Origin of the sequence: Enterobacter sp. DTU_2021_1002640_1_SI_PRY_ASU_LCPMC_013 (assembly GCF_032389435.1) — a bacterium.
Lineage (GTDB): Bacteria > Pseudomonadota > Gammaproteobacteria > Enterobacterales > Enterobacteriaceae > Enterobacter > Enterobacter hormaechei_C.
Window position 1 is genome coordinate 3,153,521 of sequence record NZ_CP135594.1, and the last position, 20,992, is coordinate 3,174,512.

Consider the following 20,992-nt stretch of genomic DNA (forward strand, 5'->3'; position numbering starts at 1 on the left):
ATTTTAATCATTGGTCGAAAAGTGAGGAGAACAGTGTGGTAACGATTAACAGTACTCTGATTAGCGGCGCGGGGGCCATTCCCGCGCTTGCCCCATTACTTGCAGGGAAACAAAAACTCTTACTGGTCAGCGACAGCAATATCATCAGGCTTCCTGCAACCCAACAGATTCTGGTGTTGCTGCAGGAAAACGATCGCGAAGTACAGATTATTGACAACGTGCCACCTGAGCCGAGTCAGCATGATGTGAGCGCCATTATGTCTGACGCGCTGGCAGAGGGAACAGACCTGGTCATTGGTATTGGTGGCGGGAGTGTCCTGGACGTTGCCAAACTGTTATCAGTTCTGTATCACCCGCAATCCCCCGGTCTGGAGGCATTGCTCGCCGGTGAAAAACCGACCGGACGCATTACTTCGCTGCTGATCCCCGCTACGGCAGGCACGGGTTCAGAGGCGACGCCGAACGCCATTCTGGCCATTCCGGAACAGAATACTAAAATCGGCATCATTTCCCCGGTACTGCTGCCTGATTATGTCGCATTACTGCCGGAACTGACCACGAGTATGCCGGCGCATATCGCCTCCTCCACCGGTATTGACGCATTATGTCACCTGATCGAGTGTTTCACGGCCACTGTCGCCAGCCCGGTCAGTGATAATGTTGCGCTGACGGGATTGCGTAAGCTGCTGCATAACATTGAAACGGCAGTGACTGAACCTGAGAATCTGAATGCGCGTCTTGAAATGTTATGGGCCTCATACTACGGCGGCGCAGCCATCACGCATGCAGGTACTCATCTGGTGCATGCGCTCTCATACCCTCTCGGGGGCAAATATCACCTGCCACACGGCGTGGCAAACGCCATTCTTCTGGCCCCCTGCATGAAAGTGGTTCGCCCCTCTGCCATCGAAAAATTTGCTCAGGTCTGGGATCTGGTGCCTGAGGCGGACATGACCCTGACTGCAGAAGAAAAATCACACGCTCTGGTGGAATATTTTGCCGCTCTCGTAAAACGACTCAACCTGCCGGATAACCTGGAAGCCCTGGGCGTTCCACGCGAGGATATTCCTTCTCTCGCTGACGCCGCGCTGAACGTGAAACGCCTGATGAATAATGCGCCCTGTTACGTTGATCATGCCGACGTACAGGACATCTACCGTACCCTTTTCCGGACAAATTCACCTTACAGGAGGATGCAATGAGAAAAAAAATTGAGGGGGTGTTGACTGCCATCGTGACGCCATTTGACAGCGAAGGGGCATTCAGTGACGCAGCCCTGCGACGCCAGGTCCGCCGGCAGCTTGATGCCGGTAACGGCATTTTTTGCGGCGGCACTAACGGTGAGTTTTTTGTACTGAACGAGCAGGAGAAAGTGGCGGTCACCGCCACCTGCGTTGACGAAGTCGCTGGTCGTGCGAACGTTGTGGCACATATCGGTGAAATATCCACACGGGAAACCATCCGTCTTGGGAAACAAATTGAAAAGCTGGGCGTGGACGCAGTTTCTGTTATCACCCCGTATTTTGTCCCCTTAAAACAAAATGAATTAATTACCCATTATACCGCTGTTGCCGATGCACTCAGCGTGCCGGTGTTTTTATATAATATTCCTGCCCGCACCGGGAATACACTCGAACCGCAGACCGTCCTTAAGCTGGCGCAGCATCCCAATATTATTGGCATCAAGGACAGTGCAGGCAGTTATGAAAGCCTGAGCAGTTTCCTCAGTGCAGTAAAAGATACGGACGATTTCAGCGTCCTTAACGGTCCTGATTCACTCATCCACCAGGGGTTTGTTGACGGTTGTTCCGCCTGTATTTCAGGCCTGGCGAACGTTGCACCGAAAGAGATCAACGCCATATGGGCCCTTTTCAGAGCGGGTGATATTGAAGGCTCACGACAGGCGCAGGAAAACGTAACCTCTTTGCGGACAGAACTGTATAAAGTTGCTTTTTCCCCCGCAGCCGTAAAAAAAGCCCTCGATATTATGGGCCATGATGTCGGGGAAAGCCGTTACGCTGTCGCGTTTGATCCACAACAGGTAAGCACTATACGCCAGTTAGTGGCCGGTATAGCCCGTTAAGCATTTTTAAATCGTCATAAGAATACCGGGCACTTTCCAGTGCCCCGGCTTCATACGCCCTGTTACGAGAGGCAAAGATGAAAACATTTACCGCTGAAGATACCCTTATTATTATCGGGATAGTTGTTGCTTATATTATTTTTACCACCTGGCTCACCTTCCGTCTCCGCAGTAAAAATTCCGGGGATTTTATGGAAGGTTCACGCGCCATGCCCGCTTTTATAGTGGGCATTCTCCTGATGTCAGAATATATCGGTGCCAAATCAACCATCGGAACCGCTCAGGCCGCATTTGAAAGCGGTATCGCCGCCTCATGGTCCGTTCTCGGTGCGGCAATTGGTTTTCCGTTATTTGGCCTGATACTGGTCAGGCGAATTTACAGCACCGGCAAAATCACCATTTCCGGCGCAATTGCTGAAAAATATGGAAACAGTACAAAAAATATTATTTCCATCATTATGATTTATGCCCTCCTGCTGGTAAACGTGGGTAACTATGTCAGCGGCGCGGCGGCTATCTCAACGGTGCTGCATGTGAACCTGCCCGTGGCAGCATTCATCACAGCCATCGTCAGTACCTTCTATTTTGCGTTCGGTGGGATGAAAGGCGTCGCCTGGGTCACCATGCTGCACAGCGCACTGAAATACTTCGGCGTTCTTGCGATCCTGGCTTTCGCCCTTACCCAGACCGGCGGTTTTAAACCGATGATTGAACAGATGCCGGCATTCTACTGGACCTGGGACGGGACAATTGGTGTCAGTACAATCATCGCCTGGCTTATCGGCACCATTGGCTCTATTTTTTGCACCCAGTTTGTTATCCAGGCGATCTCGTCAACCAAAGATGTAAAATCTGCCCAAAGATCCACCTGGATTGCCTTCTTTTTCTGCCTGCCCATTGCCTTTGCCATCGCCATTATCGGTGTTGCGGCGAAATACCTGCATCCGGAAATTAACAGTCTGTATGCCATGCCCGTTTTCCTGCAGGACATGAACCCCTGGCTGGCTGGTCTGGTGACGACCTCGCTTGTGGCCTCCATTTTCGTCAGCGTGAGCACGGTGGCACTGGCCATTGCTTCCCTCGTGGTAAAAGACTTCTATGTTCCGATGCGCAATCCCACACAGGAACAGGAATTTAAAGCAACGCGCTGGATTTCCCTCTTTATTGGGTTCCTGCCCCTGATTTTTGTTCTTTTTGTACCGGAAGTTCTTAAGCTTTCCTTCTTTACCCGCGCCATTCGTCTGTCAATTACCGTGGTAGCCATCATTGCTTTCTATGCCCCCTTCTTTAAAAGTGCCCGCGGAGCAAACTGCGCGTTGTTGGGGGCGTGCATTGTGACTTCTGTCTGGTATCTGCTGGGCGATCCTTACGGTATCAACAACATGTATATTGCCCTGCTCACACCGGCAGTGATTATGGTTATTGACCGTCTGATCCCCAACAAAGCCGGACATAAAACGTCTGCCCCGGTAAATAATAATGGAGTCTGATATGAACATAACAGTAAATCGCGACGGTCTGCTTCGTCCGGACGAAGATGACAAACGCATCATGACGGCCATGCTGCCTTCGGTCTGCCCGCAAAATCATGCCGCCAATATTCTGCCTTTGCCGGATGGTTCGCTTATGTGCGTCTGGTTCGGTGGCACACAGGAAGGTATTGCCGATATTTCTGTCTGGAGCTCCCGCCTGAGTGCCGGAAGTGAACGCTGGAGTGATGCAGTTAAACTCTCTGATGACGCCGGGCGTTCAGAGCAAAACCCGGTTCTGTTTCTCGCACCGGATAACACGCTGTGGCTGATGTGGACCGCACAGCTTTCGGGCAACCAGGACACCGCGATTGTCCGTTACCGTACCTCAGGCGATCTGGGAAAAAGCTGGGGAGAAATTGCGACCCTCCTGGATAAACCCGGCACTTTTATTCGCCAGCCGGTCACCGTATTACCCGACGGTAAGTGGTTACTTCCGGTCTTTTATTGCCGCACGAAGAACGGTGAAAAATGGGTGGGAAATGATGACATCAGCGCAGTAAAAATTTCCTCTGATGAGGGTAAAACCTGGCGGGATGTTGAGGTGCCTGAGAGTCAGGGCTGCGTGCACATGAATATCACACCTCTAAAAGATGGTACCCTGGTCGCGCTGTTCCGCAGCCGCTGGGCAGATAATATTTACTGCAGCCACTCTGCCGATGGCGGTGAAAGCTGGTCGGTGCCTGAGCCAACCCCTCTTCCGAACAATAACTCCTCCATCCAGGTGACCACCCTGCGGGATGGCAGGCTGGCGCTGGTATTCAATAATATGAGTGCCGCCGGTGCATCCGAACGGCGGGCCTCACTGTATGATGAAATAGATGATGGCGACGACAGCCGTAAGGAGCCCGTGGTTACTGAAGGACGCACTGCATTCTGGGGCGCGCCACGTGCGCCAATGACGGTGGCCCTGTCTTCCGATGGCGGCAAAAGCTGGCCATGGCAGCGGGATCTTGATGTGGGCGATGGCTACTGTATGACCAATAACTCTCTCGAAAAGCTTAACCGCGAGTACTCCTACCCCAGTATTAAACAGGGAGAAGACGGGCAGTTACATATTGCCTATACCTACTTCCGCCAGGCGATAAAGTACGTTCGCATTTCACCTGAATGGGTTCAGGAGACAGCGTCATGATTATTGGTAATCTGAATGCCCTGCCGCTGGCAGGGTTACCCTCCTTTCTGAAGTCCGTGCTAGCAGATCCGCGCTGCCGGTTTGAAGCACTGCAGGCCAGGGAAGACGGCCGCTGGCAGCCAGAAGGTGTGGACTGGTACTGCAACCTGGGCCCCGCACAGACGCAGTCTGAATCCCGTCGCCATACGGAATATCATCATCTGTGGGTCGACATACAGGTGATGCTGAAAGGAACCGAAATCATCAACGCCGGCGCACAGCCGGCTATCCACCCGGATGATGAGGAGCGTAAGCCCGACCTGTTTATTACCACAGAAAGCAGAAAAAATGTGGCAATAACGCTGATTCCCGGGGATTTCGCTGTATTTTTACCCGGAGAACCACACCAGGCGCTGTGTGCTGCACAAGAACCTCAGACAGTACGTAAAGCCGTTTTCAAAATACCACTGAGTAAAACGGAGGTCTGAGTGCGTCATGCCATAGTCACCGGAGCAAGCTCCGGAATAGGCGAAGCAATCGTCACCCGCTTACTGGAGGAGGGCTGGCGCGTGACAGGGCTGAGCCGTACGCCGGTATTACGGGATAACCCGTCCTTTGACAGTGTTAATGTCGACCTCAGCGACAGTGATGCTCTGCAGGCACTTTTACCTCTGCTTGCCCTGCCCGATGCGGTCATTCATGCTGCAGGAATGATGGCAGCAGCGCCACTGGGTGAACTGAGGCCAGAAGAAGGTGAGCGTCTGTGGCGGTTGCATGTTGGGGTTGCTGAGAGGCTGATGAATCACTTTGCCCCACAAATGTCTGCCGGCGGGCGGATCGTGATTATCGGGAGCCGGACGTCACGGGGCATGGCTGGCCGGTCACAATATGTGGCGACCAAAGCGGCACAGGTGGGAATGGTCAGAAGCTGGGCTGCAGAGCTGGCTCCCAGGGGCATTACGGTTAATGTGGTCGCTCCGGGTGCAACACAAACTCCGATGCTGGGCGCACAAGGCAGGGAAAGCTCTCCCGTGAAGGTTCCCCCAATAGGCAGGTTAATTAAACCTGAAGAGGTGGCCTCCCTGACAGCGTGGCTGCTCTGCGAGTATGCCGCCCCGGTTACAGGTCAGGAGATACTCATCTGCGGCGGCTCATCTTTATAAACCACATACTCCGGGCTTCATTGACAATGTTCGCGGACCGGACGATAACCATTTCGGCGGTCAAACACCTTTAAAACTACGCTGGAATAGTTTCAGTAACCGAACGAAGCGGGCCGAAATACTTAAAGCAGCCGCGGTGATAGTGTGCGAAGTTCATCCGACAGATGCTCATGGAATAGACTTAGAAGACGGCTAGCGGATCGCTTTCATTTTTTTATTGCCATTGATGGGCAATGGAAAATGAAAATCAGTCAGTGGACTGACGATAAAGAGGGGTAAGAACTTGAATTTGTTAACGATAAGTGCTCCCGCCATTTTATGGCTGTTAAGCAGTTGATTTCGAAGACGCTGGTCAGACAATATGGTCACAAACGTGACGTGTGTGAGATCACTCCAGAATAAAGGAAGGCTCGTTTTTAGCGACGTTGCGGTAAGCTTACTCAGGCTAAAGTGTACTTGAGCAACTGCTCTTTTAACGTCCTCAGAATACAATTTACTAACCACATTGCTGATAAATTATCCAGAATGAAATAGTATTGAGTGCCCTAGAGGCCCAATCATATTGCCCGGATAAGTGATTTAAGATCCTTCTAGCGTTATGACTATGTAGTCAGGTAATATTTATCGGGCGCGTTTCCGGTCGTTTTCGGTGTACTTGCCACCACCTTTTGCCCGTCAGCCACCGGAAACGCCCTCAGAGCCTCTTCGACTGTAATTGCAAGTTTAAAATGTCACCTTTATCTCCACTATTGAAATGTCTGTTCCCGGAACACAGTCAATGATTACTCAGACTCCGGTGTATATCGTCAGCCAGGTCCTTAACGCATCATCTGGGCCAGACGGTCATATCCGAGACAATGAGAAAACGGAAAATCGCATCAGTCCCCGATCCGTGTTCCGGCCTTCAAATGGATAAGGAACATCTGCCGCTGCTGGATAATCAGAACCCGCCATGACGAAACGAAATATTTGCCAGCGCTGGAGGCGCGAAAATCGCCCTACTGATGCCGTAGAATGTCTCAGGGCGTGAACCGGACGCTACGGCTATAATGATGTGCAAATTAACTTGAAACAGGTTACGGGGTAAACTATACCGGAAAGTGTACAATACCATGTCTCTGTTATGGTGGTAAGATCATCGGGGTCAGGGTCAAGGTGCCTGGACGAATAATGGGGATCAGTTCTCTGTTAGGATTTGGTATTGATCCCTTTTCTCCATTATGTTTTGGTATGGTAATGGATTTAACCGGAAGATGGGAAATGTCCTACAGCGTGCTGGCCGCAGGCGGAGGGGTGGCATTTATCGCTGCGATAATCATAAAAATACTGGTTTTCAATAAATAAAAAAGTCACTGATGATATCAGCTCAGACTCCAGCAATTGTGCAAGAGTGCCTGTAAATATCTGTTCAATAAAATTACGAATAAAACCTTACTGGCACCACGGGAAATAGATTCATACTCCGTAATGCCAGTAATATTATTCACAGCATTCGAATGGCATCATTAAATGACCATCACTACGCTTACTGTTAGTTATCCTCTAAATAAAAAGTACTTTCCGAAGATGTTTTTATCATTTTAAGCTTCAGCCATCAAACTGTTCAAACGCTTCCATGACTTTTGTCGAGTAAACATATGCGGCTCCGGCATTTAAGGTAATAGCCGTGCCAAGTGCCTCTGCGACCTCTTCTTTTGTGGCTCCAGCTTTACGTGCGGAAGAAGCATGAGAAGCAATACATCCTTCACATCGGGTTGTCACAGCCACTGCAAGTGCTATTAATTCGCGGGTTTTTGCATCCAGATGTCTGGACTTATGTAATGATTGATTTAAAGAGGAGAAGGCTTTAATAACTTCCGGGTTCGCTTCGGCCAGAGTGGTTGCATTGGTACGTAATTCGTTTAGTGTGTCTTTCCAGTTTTGCATCTTTCTTCCTCACTATGGAATATTGAGAAATGTATTTTTGGGACAGAGACAATCCATATTCAACAACATAATGTGATCAGCAATCAGGATATGCCGTACATATAATTACTACACTAAAACCATAACCCGGTCAAATAAAAACACTCTATAGAGTAGAAAGCAGACTTATTTAATTAAAGAGAATTACTTATTCACAGTTCATGAAAAGATAAAATCGTCATTGCTACCTAATAATAAGATATTCACTGGATGCATGAGAAAAAAACTCAACTGGAACCATAGTCACTGAATTTTTCACCGAATTTAAGTATGAAATTCAAAAATGCTTGAGCAGCTGGCGTCAGTGAACGATGCTCACTTAGATATATATCAAAATTACGGTTAAGTACCGGTTGCTTAAGCGGAACAAGCCTCAATCCATAACTGTCAGCCAGTGTTGACACAAACGGACCAGCCAGGACAACACCAGCACCTACCGCAGCCATGGCCAGTGCCGTTGCCATGTGATTAACAACAAACGCCACCTTAAAAGGAGGAGAACTCCCAATACTGAGAGCAATAAAATCGATTGATTCGCTCCCCACCACAATGACAGGCTCTTTCTTGAGTTCTCGCCAGGTTACCTCCCGACCAACAAAACGATGTTCCGGATGGCATACAACATGAACGGGGACAGAGAAAAATGGAATTTTCTTTATGTCCAGATGTAATTCTCTTTCAGGTCCCAAACCTAACTCTGCCCCCCCTGTGAATACGTTCTGTTGAACCTTTGCCATAGGTACATCAACAGGCACTATTCTAATTCCCGGGAATTCAAGAGTAAATGCTTTGATCATTTGCGGCAAAAGTGTGCATGCGATTAAGGGTGCTGCTGCAATATTAACGACTGCAGAACGTAGTTCTTTCAGGTCACGAACATAACGTTCAGCCTGGTTATAATCCTCAACAATTTTAGTAGCAAAAGGCAAAAATGACTCACCCATGACAGATAACCTCACAGATCGTGAAGAGCGATCAAAAAGTGTGAAACCAGTCAAAGTTTCTAATTCTTTTATAAGGAGACTAACCGCTCCCTGAGTCAGATGCATTAGCTTAGCTGCACTGGTAAAACTCCCTGTATTTGCAACAGTTATGAATGCTGAAAGCTGACGGAAAGTATAGTTCATTAGCAAGCCTCATAAATCTATTAAAAACCTTCGCTTTACTAATAGTACAGCTAAATGCACTATTTTTCCATATATTTACAAGCAGTATAAGTCACACTCTCTAACCATAATATTATTTATTTTACTGATTAAAGATTACGAGAGGTTTAACATGTCTTTAGATAAAACAGCATCTGAAACCCTACAAACAGACAAACCATCACGACAACGCTTTCATATAGTGGGAATGCTATTCATTGGGATCATGGTCGCTTATCTTGACCGGGTCAACGTATCTGTATTTGCGGCCGATAGTGATTTTTTAAATTACTTTGGCATTGCCGGAAATCCTGTGCAAATTGGATTAATGATGTCTATTTTCCTAGCAGCATATGGCATATCCGGGATTGTGTTAAGCCCAATAGGTGATTATCTGGGCCCACGGAAGTCAATGACTATATGTATTATCACAATGGCAATCTCAATGCTCATCGGGGGTGTCAGTACAACTTTCATCGTATTCCTTGTTGCTCGCGTTATTCTTGGTCTCGCAGAAGGCTGGTATTACCCGATGCAAAATCTTTATGTTAAAAACTGGATCCCACCAAGAGAACGAGGTCGCGCTAATGCGACGTGGGTGATTGGCCAGTCACTCGCCCCTGCTATCGCGATGCCATTGTTTACCTGGATAATTGCCGAACATGGCTGGAGGGAAAGTTTCTTCTTTTGCATGGCTCTAAGCCTTATACCTTTATACCTTTTCTGGTTCCGATCAACAGATAAACCAGAAGATCATAAAAAAGTTAACAAAGAAGAATTACAACACATCCAGAATGGTCTTGCTGATGAACGTTCTAATGCCAGTCAGCAAACTAAGTTAACATTTAAAGAAAGAATTAAACCGTTTGCTAATAATCCCAAATACTGGTTACTTGTCTTGTGGTATATCAGCCTGCAGGTTGTGTACTGGGGTCTGGTATCCTGGCTTCCGGCTTACCTGAGAACTGCTAAGGGCTTTTCCTGGGCAGAAATGGGGTGGCTTGCTTCTATGCCATTTGTTGCTGCTGTTTTGTTAAAAACAGTAAATGGAATTCTGAACGACAAGATTGGAAGAAGTGCTCCATTATTATTCCTAGCTATGTTCCTGGGTGGAATTTTTATCTTCCTTGCATCTATTGTAACAGGCAAATATCCCGCCGCATTTTGCATGATTTTCGCCTTTGGATTTGCGTCAATGGCAACTTCTTCCGCATGGACTTTGCTCCAGACGCTGATCCCGGCAAGTTCACTTTCTTCAGCGAGCGGCATAATGAACGGCCTTTCTTTAGGACTTTCCTCTCTGTCGCCTGTTTTCCTTGGTGCAATTATTCATTTTACTGGTAGCTATGATACTGGCCTTTTTGGTCTGGTTGCAGTGTGCGCAATTGCCTCTGTCGCATCCGGTATTTTAGTAGCTAAAAAATGTTAAGAAATAATTCTTAGTGGAAGGAGTAATTATATGAAGATTACAAGTGTTGACATCATCGACGTTAAAAATGATTTCCAGAGTGCGAGCAGTAAATGGCGACCAGTGGTTGTCCGTATCAATACCGATGAAGGGATCAGTGGTTTCGGCGAGGTAGGGATGGCGTATGGCGTTGGCGCCTCTGCAGGATTTGGTATGGCGAAAGATCTTGCACAGTTACTCATTGGCATGGACCCAATGAAGAACGAAGCCATCTGGGATCTTATGCAGAAAAAAACATTTTGGGGGCAAGGTGGTGGTGTTGTATTTACCGCAGGAATGAGCGGCATTGATATCGCCCTTTGGGATATTAAAGGAAAGGCGCTTAATACGCCTGTTTATCAACTGCTTGGTGGTAAAACAAGAGATAAAATCAGAACTTATGCAAGTCAGTTGCAGTTCGGCTGGGGTGAAGGTTCTGATAAAGCAATGCACGTGGAGCCCTCACAGTATGCAGAAGCAGCCCTTGTCGCCGTAGCCGAAGGATATGACGCCATTAAAGTAGATGTACTGGCTATGGATCCACATGGGAACTGGAATAAACAAAATCTGTGCGGCGTTATGCCTGATAAAGTTTTACGCCTCGGTTATAATCGCCTGAAAGCCATGCGTGATGCCATCGGGCCAGATGTTGATATCATCGTTGAAATGCATGCCTTTACAGATACAACGGCAAGTATTCAGTTTGGAAAAATGATTGAAGAACTGGGTATTTTCTATTATGAAGAGCCGGTTATGCCGCTTAACCCCAAGCAAATGAAAAAAGTGGCTGATAATGTGAACATACCGATTGCTGCGGGCGAGCGTATTTTCACCCGCTGGGGATTCCGGCCATTCTTTGAAGACGGTTCGCTTTCTGTCATTCAGCCAGATATTGCTACCTGTGGCGGAATTACTGATGTGAAAAAAATATGTGATATGGCACATGTCTATGATATGACGGCCCAGATCCATGTGTGCGGCGGCCCCATTTCGACAGCGGCCGCGCTCCATATGGAAGCCGCAATCCCTAATTTCATTATCCATGAGCTCCACCGTTATGCATTGCTTGAGCCTAATATCCGGACCTGCAAGTACAATTACCTGCCCAAAAATGGAAGCTACGAAGTACCAGATCTTCCGGGAATTGGCCAGGAACTGACGGCAGAAACAATCGCAGAATCAGATAAAGTTACAGTAAGGTAGTAACCAGCCACAACTCCGGATGCCTCCTGGAGTTGTGGCTCTTCATTTTATTATTTTTCCACAAGGTATAAATATGAAACATCGCCTTGTCATTACTTGCTCAATGCCAGAAGGCATTAATGAACATATTTCTAAAAATTTCGATGCTTTGTTTGTTCACCGGTCACTGTCTGATTATCATCAGTTAATTACTCTCCTTGAAAAACACAAAGCTGAAGGTGTACTGACTGGCGGTAATATAGAACTAAGCAAACAGGCTATTGATAAATTCCCCTCAAGTGTCAAAGTAATCTCAACTTATAGTGCAGGTTACGATAATATTGATACTGTGGCTGCCAGAGCGAGAGGGATAATTGTAACCAATGTCCCTTCAGGTTCAACGGAATGCATTGCTGATTTTACAATGATGTTACTTTTATGTGCAACTCGCAGAGCCAGAGAATATCATGAATTAATGCAATCAGGCTGGGGAAGAGTACTCGGGTTTGGGGAAATGCTGGGAGTCAGAGTATCAGGAAAAACACTTGGAATTTTAGGTATGGGTAAAATAGGACAAGAACTGGCCCAAAGAGCCAGAGGATTTAATATGAAAATAATTTATCACAACCGAAACCGTCTCCCTCCGGAGCAGGAACTTGGGGCCAAGTTTTTCAAAAACCTTAACGAGATGTTACCGCATTGTGATTTTCTTTCTCTTAATGCTCCCGGAGGGACGGGTTCAGACCATATTATCAACCGAAAATCACTGGCATTGCTTCCGGAACGAGCCATCCTTGTTAATACAGCGAGAGGAAAATTGATTGATGAGGATGCATTACTGGAAGCTCTCGAATCGGGGAGACTGGCAGCAGCGGGCTTAGATGTATTTGAATCAGAGCCAGATTACAACCAGAGATTCAAAGGGCTAAGTAATTTATTCCTGACTCCTCATGTTGCCAGTGCAACAGTCGAATCACGCTCTTTTATGGTATCCAGAGCCCTTGATAATATTTCAGCGATTTTATCCGGCAAACCGCCATTAAATCCAGTCTGAAATATAACATCAACCATAAAATAGCCTCAAAGGTTTATGACGTTTCGGAAAACCACCAAAATGGACTAGAAAGCTATCATCACCGCCAGTGAAAGAGCAAAACATGCTTATTCATAAGCAATTAAGGGCACCAGTATCCAGACAGCCATCAAGGTAATATGTTTGAACATATGAGAAGCCAGTGAAAATTGGATTTAATTATTTCTACAGCACTTGATCCTAAAGCGCCTGGAGAAAGATTTCCTGTTAGGAGCGGGGGGAGTCATGGTATTATCAGGTCACGATATGGACAGGATTTTGAATGAGCGTCTCTACTTTCACTTCAACAGGTGTCAGCAGATCCACGTCAACCCCCGGTACATGAATCGAAACAATCAGACTATAGCGTGCGTCAGAATCGTATCGTTCCAGGGCCTGACGCGTTCGCCACCATCCCTGTGCAGGAAAAACGGCAAGTTTGCCACAGTTCGCCAACTCTGCGGCGGAGCCTCGCCAGATATCCTGATGTAGCGAGCCGCGGTGACGCTGATTAGCGCCTAGAAGCCAGTTGTTATCATTTCCCGTTCGGCGGTCCCCCTCTTCTTCCGCGGCGGCATTCACGCGCACAATGAAGTCTTCATCTCTTTCATGAGGACGCTTCATCACGAAACGCAGGCGGTGAGAAGGATAATGGAAGCGCGATTTATGCCCGCGGGCGGACGGATTAGGTTCAATGAAATAGGAAAGCGTTACGCGCATCTCAACCTCAGCCCCCTGTAGATTCAGAAGCTCATCCACAGGCCAGGGCAGGGCATGCAGGTTCATGTTCCGGGTTTTTACACCTTTGCGTGTTTTAATATAAGGCTTCAGGCTACTCTCCTCCACCAACGTCAGGCTATTGCTGACGCTCCAACAGGCCAGCTCCATATCTGGAACTCCCCATCCACAATGGCGTACCAGACTGGCATACCCCGTCTGACTGTTCGAAGGGAACATACGCAGCATTTCTGGTGTCCAGCGCGCAGAATGAGTAATGAGCGCGCGGATGGTCTCAGGGCGATAACCAGGATAAAGATCCATCAGGCTGGCAGCCATTCGGGCACATAACGCAGAGGCCGCACTGGTAGCGTTCGTTGTCCAGTAAAGACGACGATGTGGATTGTATGCGGTAGTTAAAAGTTCCAGCTCAGGGAAGTTGTCGGCATCGTTGCCGTTAGATGCTGCATTACCGCCCTCAAACACCACGTCAGGCTTGAGCGGCCATTCACTGCTCCAGGCTGAAGAGGTTGAGGAAAAAGGGCTTACGCCGCCCGCAGCTGCAACAGGCCTGTAATCAGCGTAATCCAGCGTGGTTTTCTCCGTAAAGGCCCCAACAGTCAGCGCATTCCACGCCTGCCCTGGATCGTGTATCTGATTAACCGACAGGCTGTCCGGATAGGTATTCCAGTGATTACGGTCAAAAATATTGCCCGCTGAGAGCACAAACAAACGCGGGATAGGATCCCCCGCATCAGCATCGGCGGCAAGGCTGTCCACCATCGCCGACCAGGCAGATGGGCGGCCAAAATCACGGTAGAACGTTGACGTTACAGCAGAACTGAAAACGCGGCGCCTACCGCCGTTAAAGACCTCTGGCCGGTTTACCGCCTCGCTGAAGAGTCGGGCATGCTGTTTTGCTTCGCCCACGTTTGCTCCCTGCGCAGGCGTAAGTTTTACCGACTCGAGGCGGTGCCTGATGACAAGAGTTTTTCCAGAGGAGAGCGCATCATAAAGGTCACCGAATGCAGCCAAACCCGCCATGCCGGTACCGTGGTCGGCACGATCGTCAGTCCCCCAGTCTGGATTGACGGTATGCATATCATTGACGCTTAGGAGCGGTTCAAGGAGAGGGTGTCCCCGGTTCACGCCCGAGTCAAGTAGGCACACAAAGGGAACATCTTCCTCTTCGGCGGGAGCTTCAAGGCGAAGTAGCATTTCCTGAGCCCACAGGCGCTGATCATCCTGTCTGAGGCCGGTGAAAAATTCTGCAGTGTCTTTAGCCCGCCTCAATTCAGCAATACAGTTAAGTAGCATTGTGCCCTGAGCGAGTTGCTGTTGTGACCCAAACATCCAGGTCACGGTACGTTCAGGAAATGTCACAATGTGCTCACTTACCTCACAGGGCGTTGCTTCTACAAGCATCCTGAAATCGTGAAGAACGGCCAGGCGATCGCCTTTCACGGGGAGCCAGACTTCCCACCAGAATGCCAGCGCTTCGTCCGCCGGGAGCAGATCCGGAACATCAGTCCAGAGAGAACGGAGGGTTGCAAGACGAATGTCTGCCAGGGTGTTGATCAGTGGCTTATTATCAGCGGCGACACCATCCGCGCGTTTTTTTCGGTTTACATAATCAATCAGATAATTTTCGAAGTGCTCGATTTTACCTTCGGGAATAAACACATTTGCTGAGATAACATCCCCATCCTTCCGCACACTAAGCAGTTCGATTCGTTGTGTAGGGTCACGTGGCGTTTCGTACTTCAGGCTTTCAAATGCCAGCGGCACATCCGCCCGGCCCACAAATTCCACCTGTACCCCCGCACCGCTGCGCAGTTCGGCCTGGCCCTGCGCTTCCTGGTTCTGAGCTGCAATAATGCGTATACGCTTGAGTCGACTCAGGAGGAATCCGGCGTGCTGTTCCCGGTTGAGTTCAGGCAGTGCAGGACGGTTACCACCCGAGGTATGAGCAGTATATTTGAGCGCTGTTGATGTTCCCGGAAGTGTCAGGTGTAGTCTTCGTTTATTTGTTGGTTCCGTCATTTTTAGCTGGGCTCAGTCTCTTATTCATCAGCCTTTTACCGATATCATGCCGCTCTTCAAGCGCTTTTTTAAGCAGGCTCAACTCTGCGCAACTGCTGTCATTCATGATGGCATCTTTGATTGACTCATCTGCTGCACGGCAAATTTCCGCATAGCTTAGTCCTTCCAGAAGCGGGGCCACACTGGCTCTGCGAAACGGTTTAGGAGCAAAGTCACCCAAACGCGTCTGCAGCAGAGCCTGCGCCTGCTTCACAGAGGGCAGATGATATTCAATTACGTCATCAAACCGGCGAAACAGGGCATAATCGAGAACTTCAGGATGGTTAGTTGCAGCAATGATAACGCTATTTGAATTGTCCTGTTCAATCATCTGCAGAAAGCTGTTCAGTACGCGTCGAATTTCACCTACATCGTTAGTGAGGGTGCGCTGCGAACCAATAGCATCAAACTCATCAAAGAAATAGACGCCACGAATCTCAGCAATGGCATCAAACACCTGACGCAGCTTTGCGGCAGTTTCACCCATAAATTTAGTGATAAGCGCGTCCAGGCGAACCTGAAAAAGCGGGATCCCAAGCTCACCCGCCAGCGCAGAGGCCGTCAAAGTCTTTCCGGTTCCTGGCGGCCCAACCAGTAACACTTTGCGGCGAGGTGACAGCCCGTGTTCACGGATACGGTTCATCATCCGCTGCTCGCGGATAATTCGCTGAAGCTGAGATTCGGCTGAAGCTTCCAGCACAACATCAGACAAACGGTAGTCTGGCTCGCTGATAATGAGCAGGTTGCCAAGATCGGTACGAGACTTCGCAGCACCGGCAAGCGGTACAAGCTTGCCGTCTTTACCGCTGGCAAGCTTTGCTTTGCCTTTATCAAGCATGCCTACCAGCTCTTCAGCCAGCCGACCATGTCCCTGCCGTGCTTCGTGCGCAGCAACTTGCATGGCCACTGAGTAAAAGTGTCCATCATCGCGACTGATATGCGATTTAATAAGTGCTTTAATTTGCTCTGCGCTTGCCACGTTGTTAACCCTGCTATTCTGAGCCTGTAGAGGCATACATTCACTTAAGAGTGTAGCAATGAAGCAGATCCCGAGTAAATGTTATTCACGCTATCCCCCATTATTAAGACCTCATAGAAATCACAGTGTGTTGCGCCGAAAAATTACCAGCCATGTAATCTCAGATCGGCCTTAAACCTTGCTGCTTTTTCAGGTTCTGAACGCTACAACGATATTTGGTGTTAACGATTTTATGTCCGTTGTTCGCTCATAACAGACCTGGTCCGGTGTCATTCTGACCGACACATACCAGAAGCAGATGCCCCTTCCCTATCCAACACCCATCTCATAACATTAGAAAAAACAACAAATTAAAAATGTCAATGTCATACAACTTCACCTTCAATTGTAATGAGAACCATTCTCATATTAAAATGGTCGCGTGATGATTAACTTTTGATGCATTCCGCATGTCTGACCGCGCCGCCAACACCGCTGCATTAACGCTTGAATCGCTTTACGGCGCGCATTACGGCTGGCTTAAAAGCTGGCTTACCCGCAAGCTGCAATCCACCTTTGATGCTGATGATATCGCTCAGGACACGTTTGTGCGGGTGATGCGTGGCGATACGCTCTCAACTGTTCGCGACCCCCGCTCCTTCCTCTGTACTGTTGCCAAAAGGGTGATGGTCGATCTTTTCCGTCGCAACGCGCTGGAAAAAGCATACCTGGAGATGCTCGCGAATCTGCCAGAGGCGCTGGCACCCTCGCCCGAAGAGCGCGAAAGCCAGCTGGAAACCCTGCAACTCATCGATACCATGCTTGATGGCCTGAACGCGAAAACGCGAGAAGCCTTCCTGCTTTCACAGCTGGAAGGATTAGCTTATAGCGAAATTGCGCACACGCTGGGTGTCTCCGTCAGCTCAGTGAAAAAGTACATCGCCAAAGCCATCGAGCACTGCCTGCTGTTTCGCCTGGAGCACGGTTTATGACTCCTTCACTTACCGACTCCCGCCGCCAGGCACTGCGCTCGGCATCGCACTGGTATGCGGTATTAAGCAGCGAACGTGTCAGCCCGCAACAGGAAGCACGCTGGCAGCAGTGGTATGAAGAGGACAAGGATAATCAGTGGGCCTGGCAACAGGTTGAGAATTTGCGCAGCCAGCTTACCCGCCTGCCGGGTGAGTTTGCCAGCCGCGCGCTGCACGACACGCGCCTTACCCGCCGCCACGTCATGAAAGGTCTGCTCCTGTTACTCGGCGTCGGTGGAAGCTGGCAGCTCTGGCAATCTGAAACCGGTGAAGGCCTGCGTGCAGACTACCGCACCGCGAAAGGTGCGATCGGCCAACAAAGGCTGGAAGATGGCACACTGCTCACACTCAATACGCAAAGCGCGGCAGATGTCCGTTTCGACACACATCAGCGCATCGTCCGGCTCTGGTACGGCGAGATTGCCCTCTCCACAGCAAAAGACAGGCTGCAACGCCCTTTCCGCGTTCTGACACGCCCGGGACAGCTCACCGCATTAGGCACAGAATTTACCGTCCACCAGCTGGACAACCTTACGCGTCTTGCGGTTCAGCAGCATGCCGTTGAAGTCTCTCTGGCAAATCCTCCGCATAAAAAACGTATCGTAAAAGCTGGCGAGAGCCTGACATTCAGCGCTTCGGGATTTGGCCCGCTGACGTTAACCGATAACGAAAGCGCCAGCTGGACGCAAGGGCTTCTGAGCTTCAGCGATAAACCCCTGGGTGAGGTGGTTTTTACACTCAGCCGCTACCGCAACGGTATAGTGCGCTGCGATCCCGCAGTGGCCGGGTTACGGCTGAGCGGGACCTTCCCGCTTAACAATACCGATGCGATCCTGGACGTTATCGCCCAAACGCTTCCCGTGAAAATTCAGTCAGTTACGCGTTACTGGGTCCATATCTCTGCAGTATAAGAAAAATAATTCTCATTTCGATTGTCCTTTTTCACCGTCTCGTTCGACTCATTACTGAACACAACAAAAATGATGATGGAGAGGGTATGACGCCTTTATGCGTTTTTCGCAAAACAACACCTTTGGGTAACGCCATTCGCCTGAGCCTGCTGCCGCTGGCCGGGCTGTCGTTATCTGCCTTCGCTGCGCAGGTTGATATCGCCCCGGGTTCGCTCGACAACACCCTTAACCAATATGCCGCGCTCAGCGGAATTACCCTCTCGGTTGATGCCAGCCTGACGCGCGGCAAACAGAGTAACGGTCTCCACGGTGACTACGACGTCGAAACCGGGCTGCAACACCTGCTGAACGGTAGCGGCCTGCAGGTGAAGCCGCTGGGGAATAGCAGCTGGACGCTGGAGCCTGTTCCTGCGCCCCAGGAAGACGCCCTGACCGTGGTGGGCGACTGGCTGGGGGATGCGCGTGAAAACGACGTATTCGAACATGCTGGTGCACGTGACGTTATCCGCCGCGAGGATTTCGCCAAAACCGGCGCAACATCCATGCGCGAGGTGCTTAACCGCATCCCTGGCGTTACCGCTCCGGAAAACAACGGCACCGGCAGCCACGATCTGGCGATGAACTTTGGTATTCGCGGTCTGAACCCGCGCCTGGCCAGCCGTTCAACGGTGCTGATGGACGGTATTCCCGTGCCGTTTGCCCCTTACGGCCAGCCGCAGCTTTCACTGGCGCCCGTCTCACTCGGCAATATGGATGCGATAGATGTGGTACGCGGCGGTGGCGCGGTTCGCTACGGCCCACAGAGCGTGGGCGGCGTGGTGAACTTTGTTACCCGCGCTATTCCGCAAGACTTTGGCATTGAAGCAGGCGTAGAGGGTCAGCTCAGCCCAACATCCTCACAAAATAACCCAAAAGAGACACACAACCTGATGGTGGGCGGCACGGCAGATAACGGTTTCGGCACCGCGCTGCTTTACTCCGGGACGCGTGGCAGCGACTGGCGTGAACATAGTGCAACGCGCATCGATGACCTGATGTTGAAAAGCAAATATGCGCCGAACGAGGTGCATACCTTTACCAGCCTGCTGCAATACTACGACGGTGAAGCCGACATGCCCGGCGGCCTATCTCGTGCAGATTATGACGCCGACCGCTGGCAGTCCACCCGCCCGTATGACCGCTTCTGGGGTCGGCGTAAGCTGGCAAGCCTGGGCTACCAGTTCCAGCCGGACAGCCAGCATAAATTCAACATTCAGGGCTTCTACACCGAAACGCTGCGCAGCGGCTACCTGGAACAGGGCAAACGCATCACGCTTTCTCCGCGTAACTACTGGGTTCGCGGCATTGAACCACGCTACAGTCAGAGCTTTATGATTGGCCCAACCGCGCACGAAGTGGGCGTAGGTTATCGCTATGTGAGTGAATCCACCCACGAAATGCGTAACTACACCGGCACCAGCGGCGGTCAGTTACCGACCGGATCAAGCCCTTATGACCGCGATACCCGTTCCGGTACCGAGGCGCACGCCTGGTATCTGGATGACAAAATCGACGTCGGAAACTGGACCATTACGCCTGGGATGCGCTTCGAACATATCGAGTCATACCAGAACAATGCCATCAAAGGCACGCATGAGGAAGTGAGCTATAACGCCCCGCTTCCGGCGTTAAACGTGCTCTATCACCTGACTGACAGCTGGAATCTTTATGCAAACACCGAAGGCTCGTTCGGTACAGTACAGTACAGCCAGATTGGCAAGGCTGTGCAAAGCGGCAATGTGGAACCTGAAAAGGCGCGAACCTGGGAGCTCGGAACCCGATACGACGATGGCGCGCTGACGGCGGAAATGGGGCTGTTCCTGATCAACTTTAATAATCAGTACGACTCCAACCAGACCAATGACACGGTTACCTCACGCGGTAAAACACGTCATACCGGGCTGGAAACTCAGGCGCGTTACGATCTCGGAACGCTGACGCCAACGCTCGATAATGTCTCCGTCTATGCGAGCTATGCGTTTGTAAACGCGGAGATCCGCGAAAAAGGCGACACCTACGGCAATAAGGTGCCATTCTCCCCGAAACATAAAGGCACGCTGGGCGTGGACTACAAGCCGGGCAACTGGACCTTCAATCTGAACAGCGATTTCCAGTCCAGCCAGTTTGCGGATAACGCCAACACTGTGAAAGAGAGAGCCGACGGCAGCACCGGGCGCATCCCGGGCTTTATGCTGTGGGGGGCACGTGTGGCCTATAACTTTGGTCCACAGATGGCTGATCTGAACCTCGCATTCGGCGTGAAAAATATCTTCGACCAGGCGTATTTCACCCGCTCTTACGACGACAACAACAAAGGCATCTACACAGGCCAGCCTCGCACGCTGTATATGCAGGGGTCATTGACGTTCTAAATTCTGGTTGCCCGGCCTGCAGTCTGGTTTTGTAGGTTGGGTACCGCCGCCCTTAGAATAAGGCTCATTACGATAATGGGGCAGGTCAGCAAGCAGGTTTTAACGCCGTAATCGTTTCGGGTTCCTGGTTTCCGATCCAGATTGCGGGAAATGACTGACCGATGTTCGGGGCTATATGTCCC

General features: G+C 50.0%; 17 protein-coding genes. 13 read left to right on the forward strand and 4 right to left on the reverse strand.

Annotation, left to right across the window (positions count from 1 at the left end):
• Window positions 1-35: 35 nt before the first annotated feature.
• The 7 genes from RS584_RS15205 (at window position 36) to RS584_RS15240 (ending at window position 7,233) form a co-directional block, all read left to right on the forward strand.
• Window positions 36-1,202 carry an iron-containing alcohol dehydrogenase gene (locus tag RS584_RS15205; protein WP_315748201.1) on the forward strand — a complete coding sequence of 389 codons (1,167 nt, stop codon included), beginning with the start codon at window positions 36-38 and terminating at the stop codon, window positions 1,200-1,202.
• Window positions 1,199-2,083 carry a dihydrodipicolinate synthase family protein gene (locus tag RS584_RS15210; RefSeq protein ID WP_315748202.1) on the forward strand — a complete coding sequence of 295 codons (885 nt, stop codon included), beginning with the start codon at window positions 1,199-1,201 and terminating at the stop codon, window positions 2,081-2,083. The genes RS584_RS15205 and RS584_RS15210 overlap by 4 nt, the downstream gene beginning before the upstream one ends.
• Window positions 2,084-2,160: 77 nt before the next feature.
• Window positions 2,161-3,573, forward strand: coding sequence for a sodium:solute symporter family protein (locus RS584_RS15215; protein ID WP_315748203.1), 1,413 nt, complete (start codon window positions 2,161-2,163; stop codon window positions 3,571-3,573).
• Between the two features lies 1 nt (window position 3,574).
• Window positions 3,575-4,747 (forward strand): sialidase family protein, encoded by a 1,173-nt coding sequence (locus RS584_RS15220; RefSeq protein WP_315748204.1) that lies wholly within the window; start codon window positions 3,575-3,577, stop codon window positions 4,745-4,747.
• A complete protein-coding gene (locus RS584_RS15225; protein ID WP_315748205.1) occupies window positions 4,744-5,214 on the forward strand; it encodes a YhcH/YjgK/YiaL family protein in 471 nt (156 codons plus the stop codon). The genes RS584_RS15220 and RS584_RS15225 overlap by 4 nt, the downstream gene beginning before the upstream one ends.
• Window positions 5,215-5,889: an SDR family oxidoreductase gene (locus RS584_RS15230; RefSeq protein WP_315748206.1), complete on the forward strand. Its 675-nt coding sequence runs from the start codon at window positions 5,215-5,217 to the stop codon at window positions 5,887-5,889. It begins immediately after the preceding gene.
• 1,170 nt (window positions 5,890-7,059) lie between these two features.
• Complete coding sequence (locus RS584_RS15240; RefSeq protein ID WP_315748207.1) at window positions 7,060-7,233, forward strand: hypothetical protein; 174 nt, start codon at window positions 7,060-7,062, stop codon at window positions 7,231-7,233.
• A gap of 243 nt (window positions 7,234-7,476) precedes the next feature.
• Here RS584_RS15240 and RS584_RS15245 read toward each other — a convergent pair whose 3' ends face one another.
• Window positions 7,477-7,815, reverse strand: coding sequence for a carboxymuconolactone decarboxylase family protein (locus RS584_RS15245; RefSeq protein WP_315748208.1), 339 nt, complete (start codon window positions 7,813-7,815; stop codon window positions 7,477-7,479).
• Between the two features lie 266 nt (window positions 7,816-8,081).
• Window positions 8,082-8,981 (reverse strand): LysR family transcriptional regulator, encoded by a 900-nt coding sequence (locus RS584_RS15250; RefSeq protein ID WP_315748209.1) that lies wholly within the window; start codon window positions 8,979-8,981, stop codon window positions 8,082-8,084.
• Between the two features lie 151 nt (window positions 8,982-9,132).
• Here RS584_RS15250 and RS584_RS15255 point away from each other — a divergent pair, with 151 nt between their 5' ends.
• Genes RS584_RS15255 through RS584_RS15265 form a run of 3 tightly spaced genes read left to right on the forward strand, consistent with a single transcriptional unit; the run spans window position 9,133 to window position 12,682 of the window.
• Complete coding sequence (locus tag RS584_RS15255) at window positions 9,133-10,428, forward strand: MFS transporter (protein ID WP_315748210.1); 1,296 nt, start codon at window positions 9,133-9,135, stop codon at window positions 10,426-10,428.
• 30 nt (window positions 10,429-10,458) lie between these two features.
• The gene (locus tag RS584_RS15260; RefSeq protein ID WP_315748211.1) at window positions 10,459-11,649 is read left to right on the forward strand and encodes a mandelate racemase/muconate lactonizing enzyme family protein; all 1,191 of its coding nucleotides are present in this window, start codon (window positions 10,459-10,461) and stop codon (window positions 11,647-11,649) included.
• 34 nt (window positions 11,650-11,683) lie between these two features.
• A complete protein-coding gene (locus RS584_RS15265) occupies window positions 11,684-12,682 on the forward strand; it encodes a D-glycerate dehydrogenase (RefSeq protein WP_315748212.1) in 999 nt (332 codons plus the stop codon).
• A gap of 273 nt (window positions 12,683-12,955) precedes the next feature.
• Here the strand turns inward: RS584_RS15265 and RS584_RS15270 are convergent, their stop codons facing one another.
• Window positions 12,956-15,460: a S8 family peptidase gene (locus RS584_RS15270; RefSeq protein ID WP_315748213.1), complete on the reverse strand. Its 2,505-nt coding sequence runs from the start codon at window positions 15,458-15,460 to the stop codon at window positions 12,956-12,958.
• Window positions 15,441-16,478, reverse strand: coding sequence for an ATP-binding protein (locus RS584_RS15275; protein ID WP_315748214.1), 1,038 nt, complete (start codon window positions 16,476-16,478; stop codon window positions 15,441-15,443). Before RS584_RS15275 ends, RS584_RS15270 begins: the two co-directional genes overlap by 20 nt.
• A 449-nt stretch (window positions 16,479-16,927) precedes the next feature.
• Here RS584_RS15275 and fecI point away from each other — a divergent pair, with 449 nt between their 5' ends.
• The 3 genes from fecI (at window position 16,928) to fecA (ending at window position 20,810) form a co-directional block, all read left to right on the forward strand.
• On the forward strand, window positions 16,928-17,449 hold the full coding sequence (gene fecI / locus RS584_RS15280; protein ID WP_315748215.1) for a ferric citrate uptake sigma factor FecI: 522 nt from the start codon (window positions 16,928-16,930) through the stop codon (window positions 17,447-17,449).
• Complete coding sequence (gene fecR, locus RS584_RS15285; protein ID WP_315748216.1) at window positions 17,446-18,399, forward strand: ferric citrate uptake sigma factor regulator FecR; 954 nt, start codon at window positions 17,446-17,448, stop codon at window positions 18,397-18,399. Before fecI ends, fecR begins: the two co-directional genes overlap by 4 nt.
• Before the next feature lie 86 nt (window positions 18,400-18,485).
• Window positions 18,486-20,810 (forward strand): TonB-dependent Fe(3+) dicitrate receptor FecA, encoded by a 2,325-nt coding sequence (gene fecA, locus RS584_RS15290; protein WP_315748217.1) that lies wholly within the window; start codon window positions 18,486-18,488, stop codon window positions 20,808-20,810.
• The last annotated feature ends 182 nt before the right edge of the window (window positions 20,811-20,992 follow it).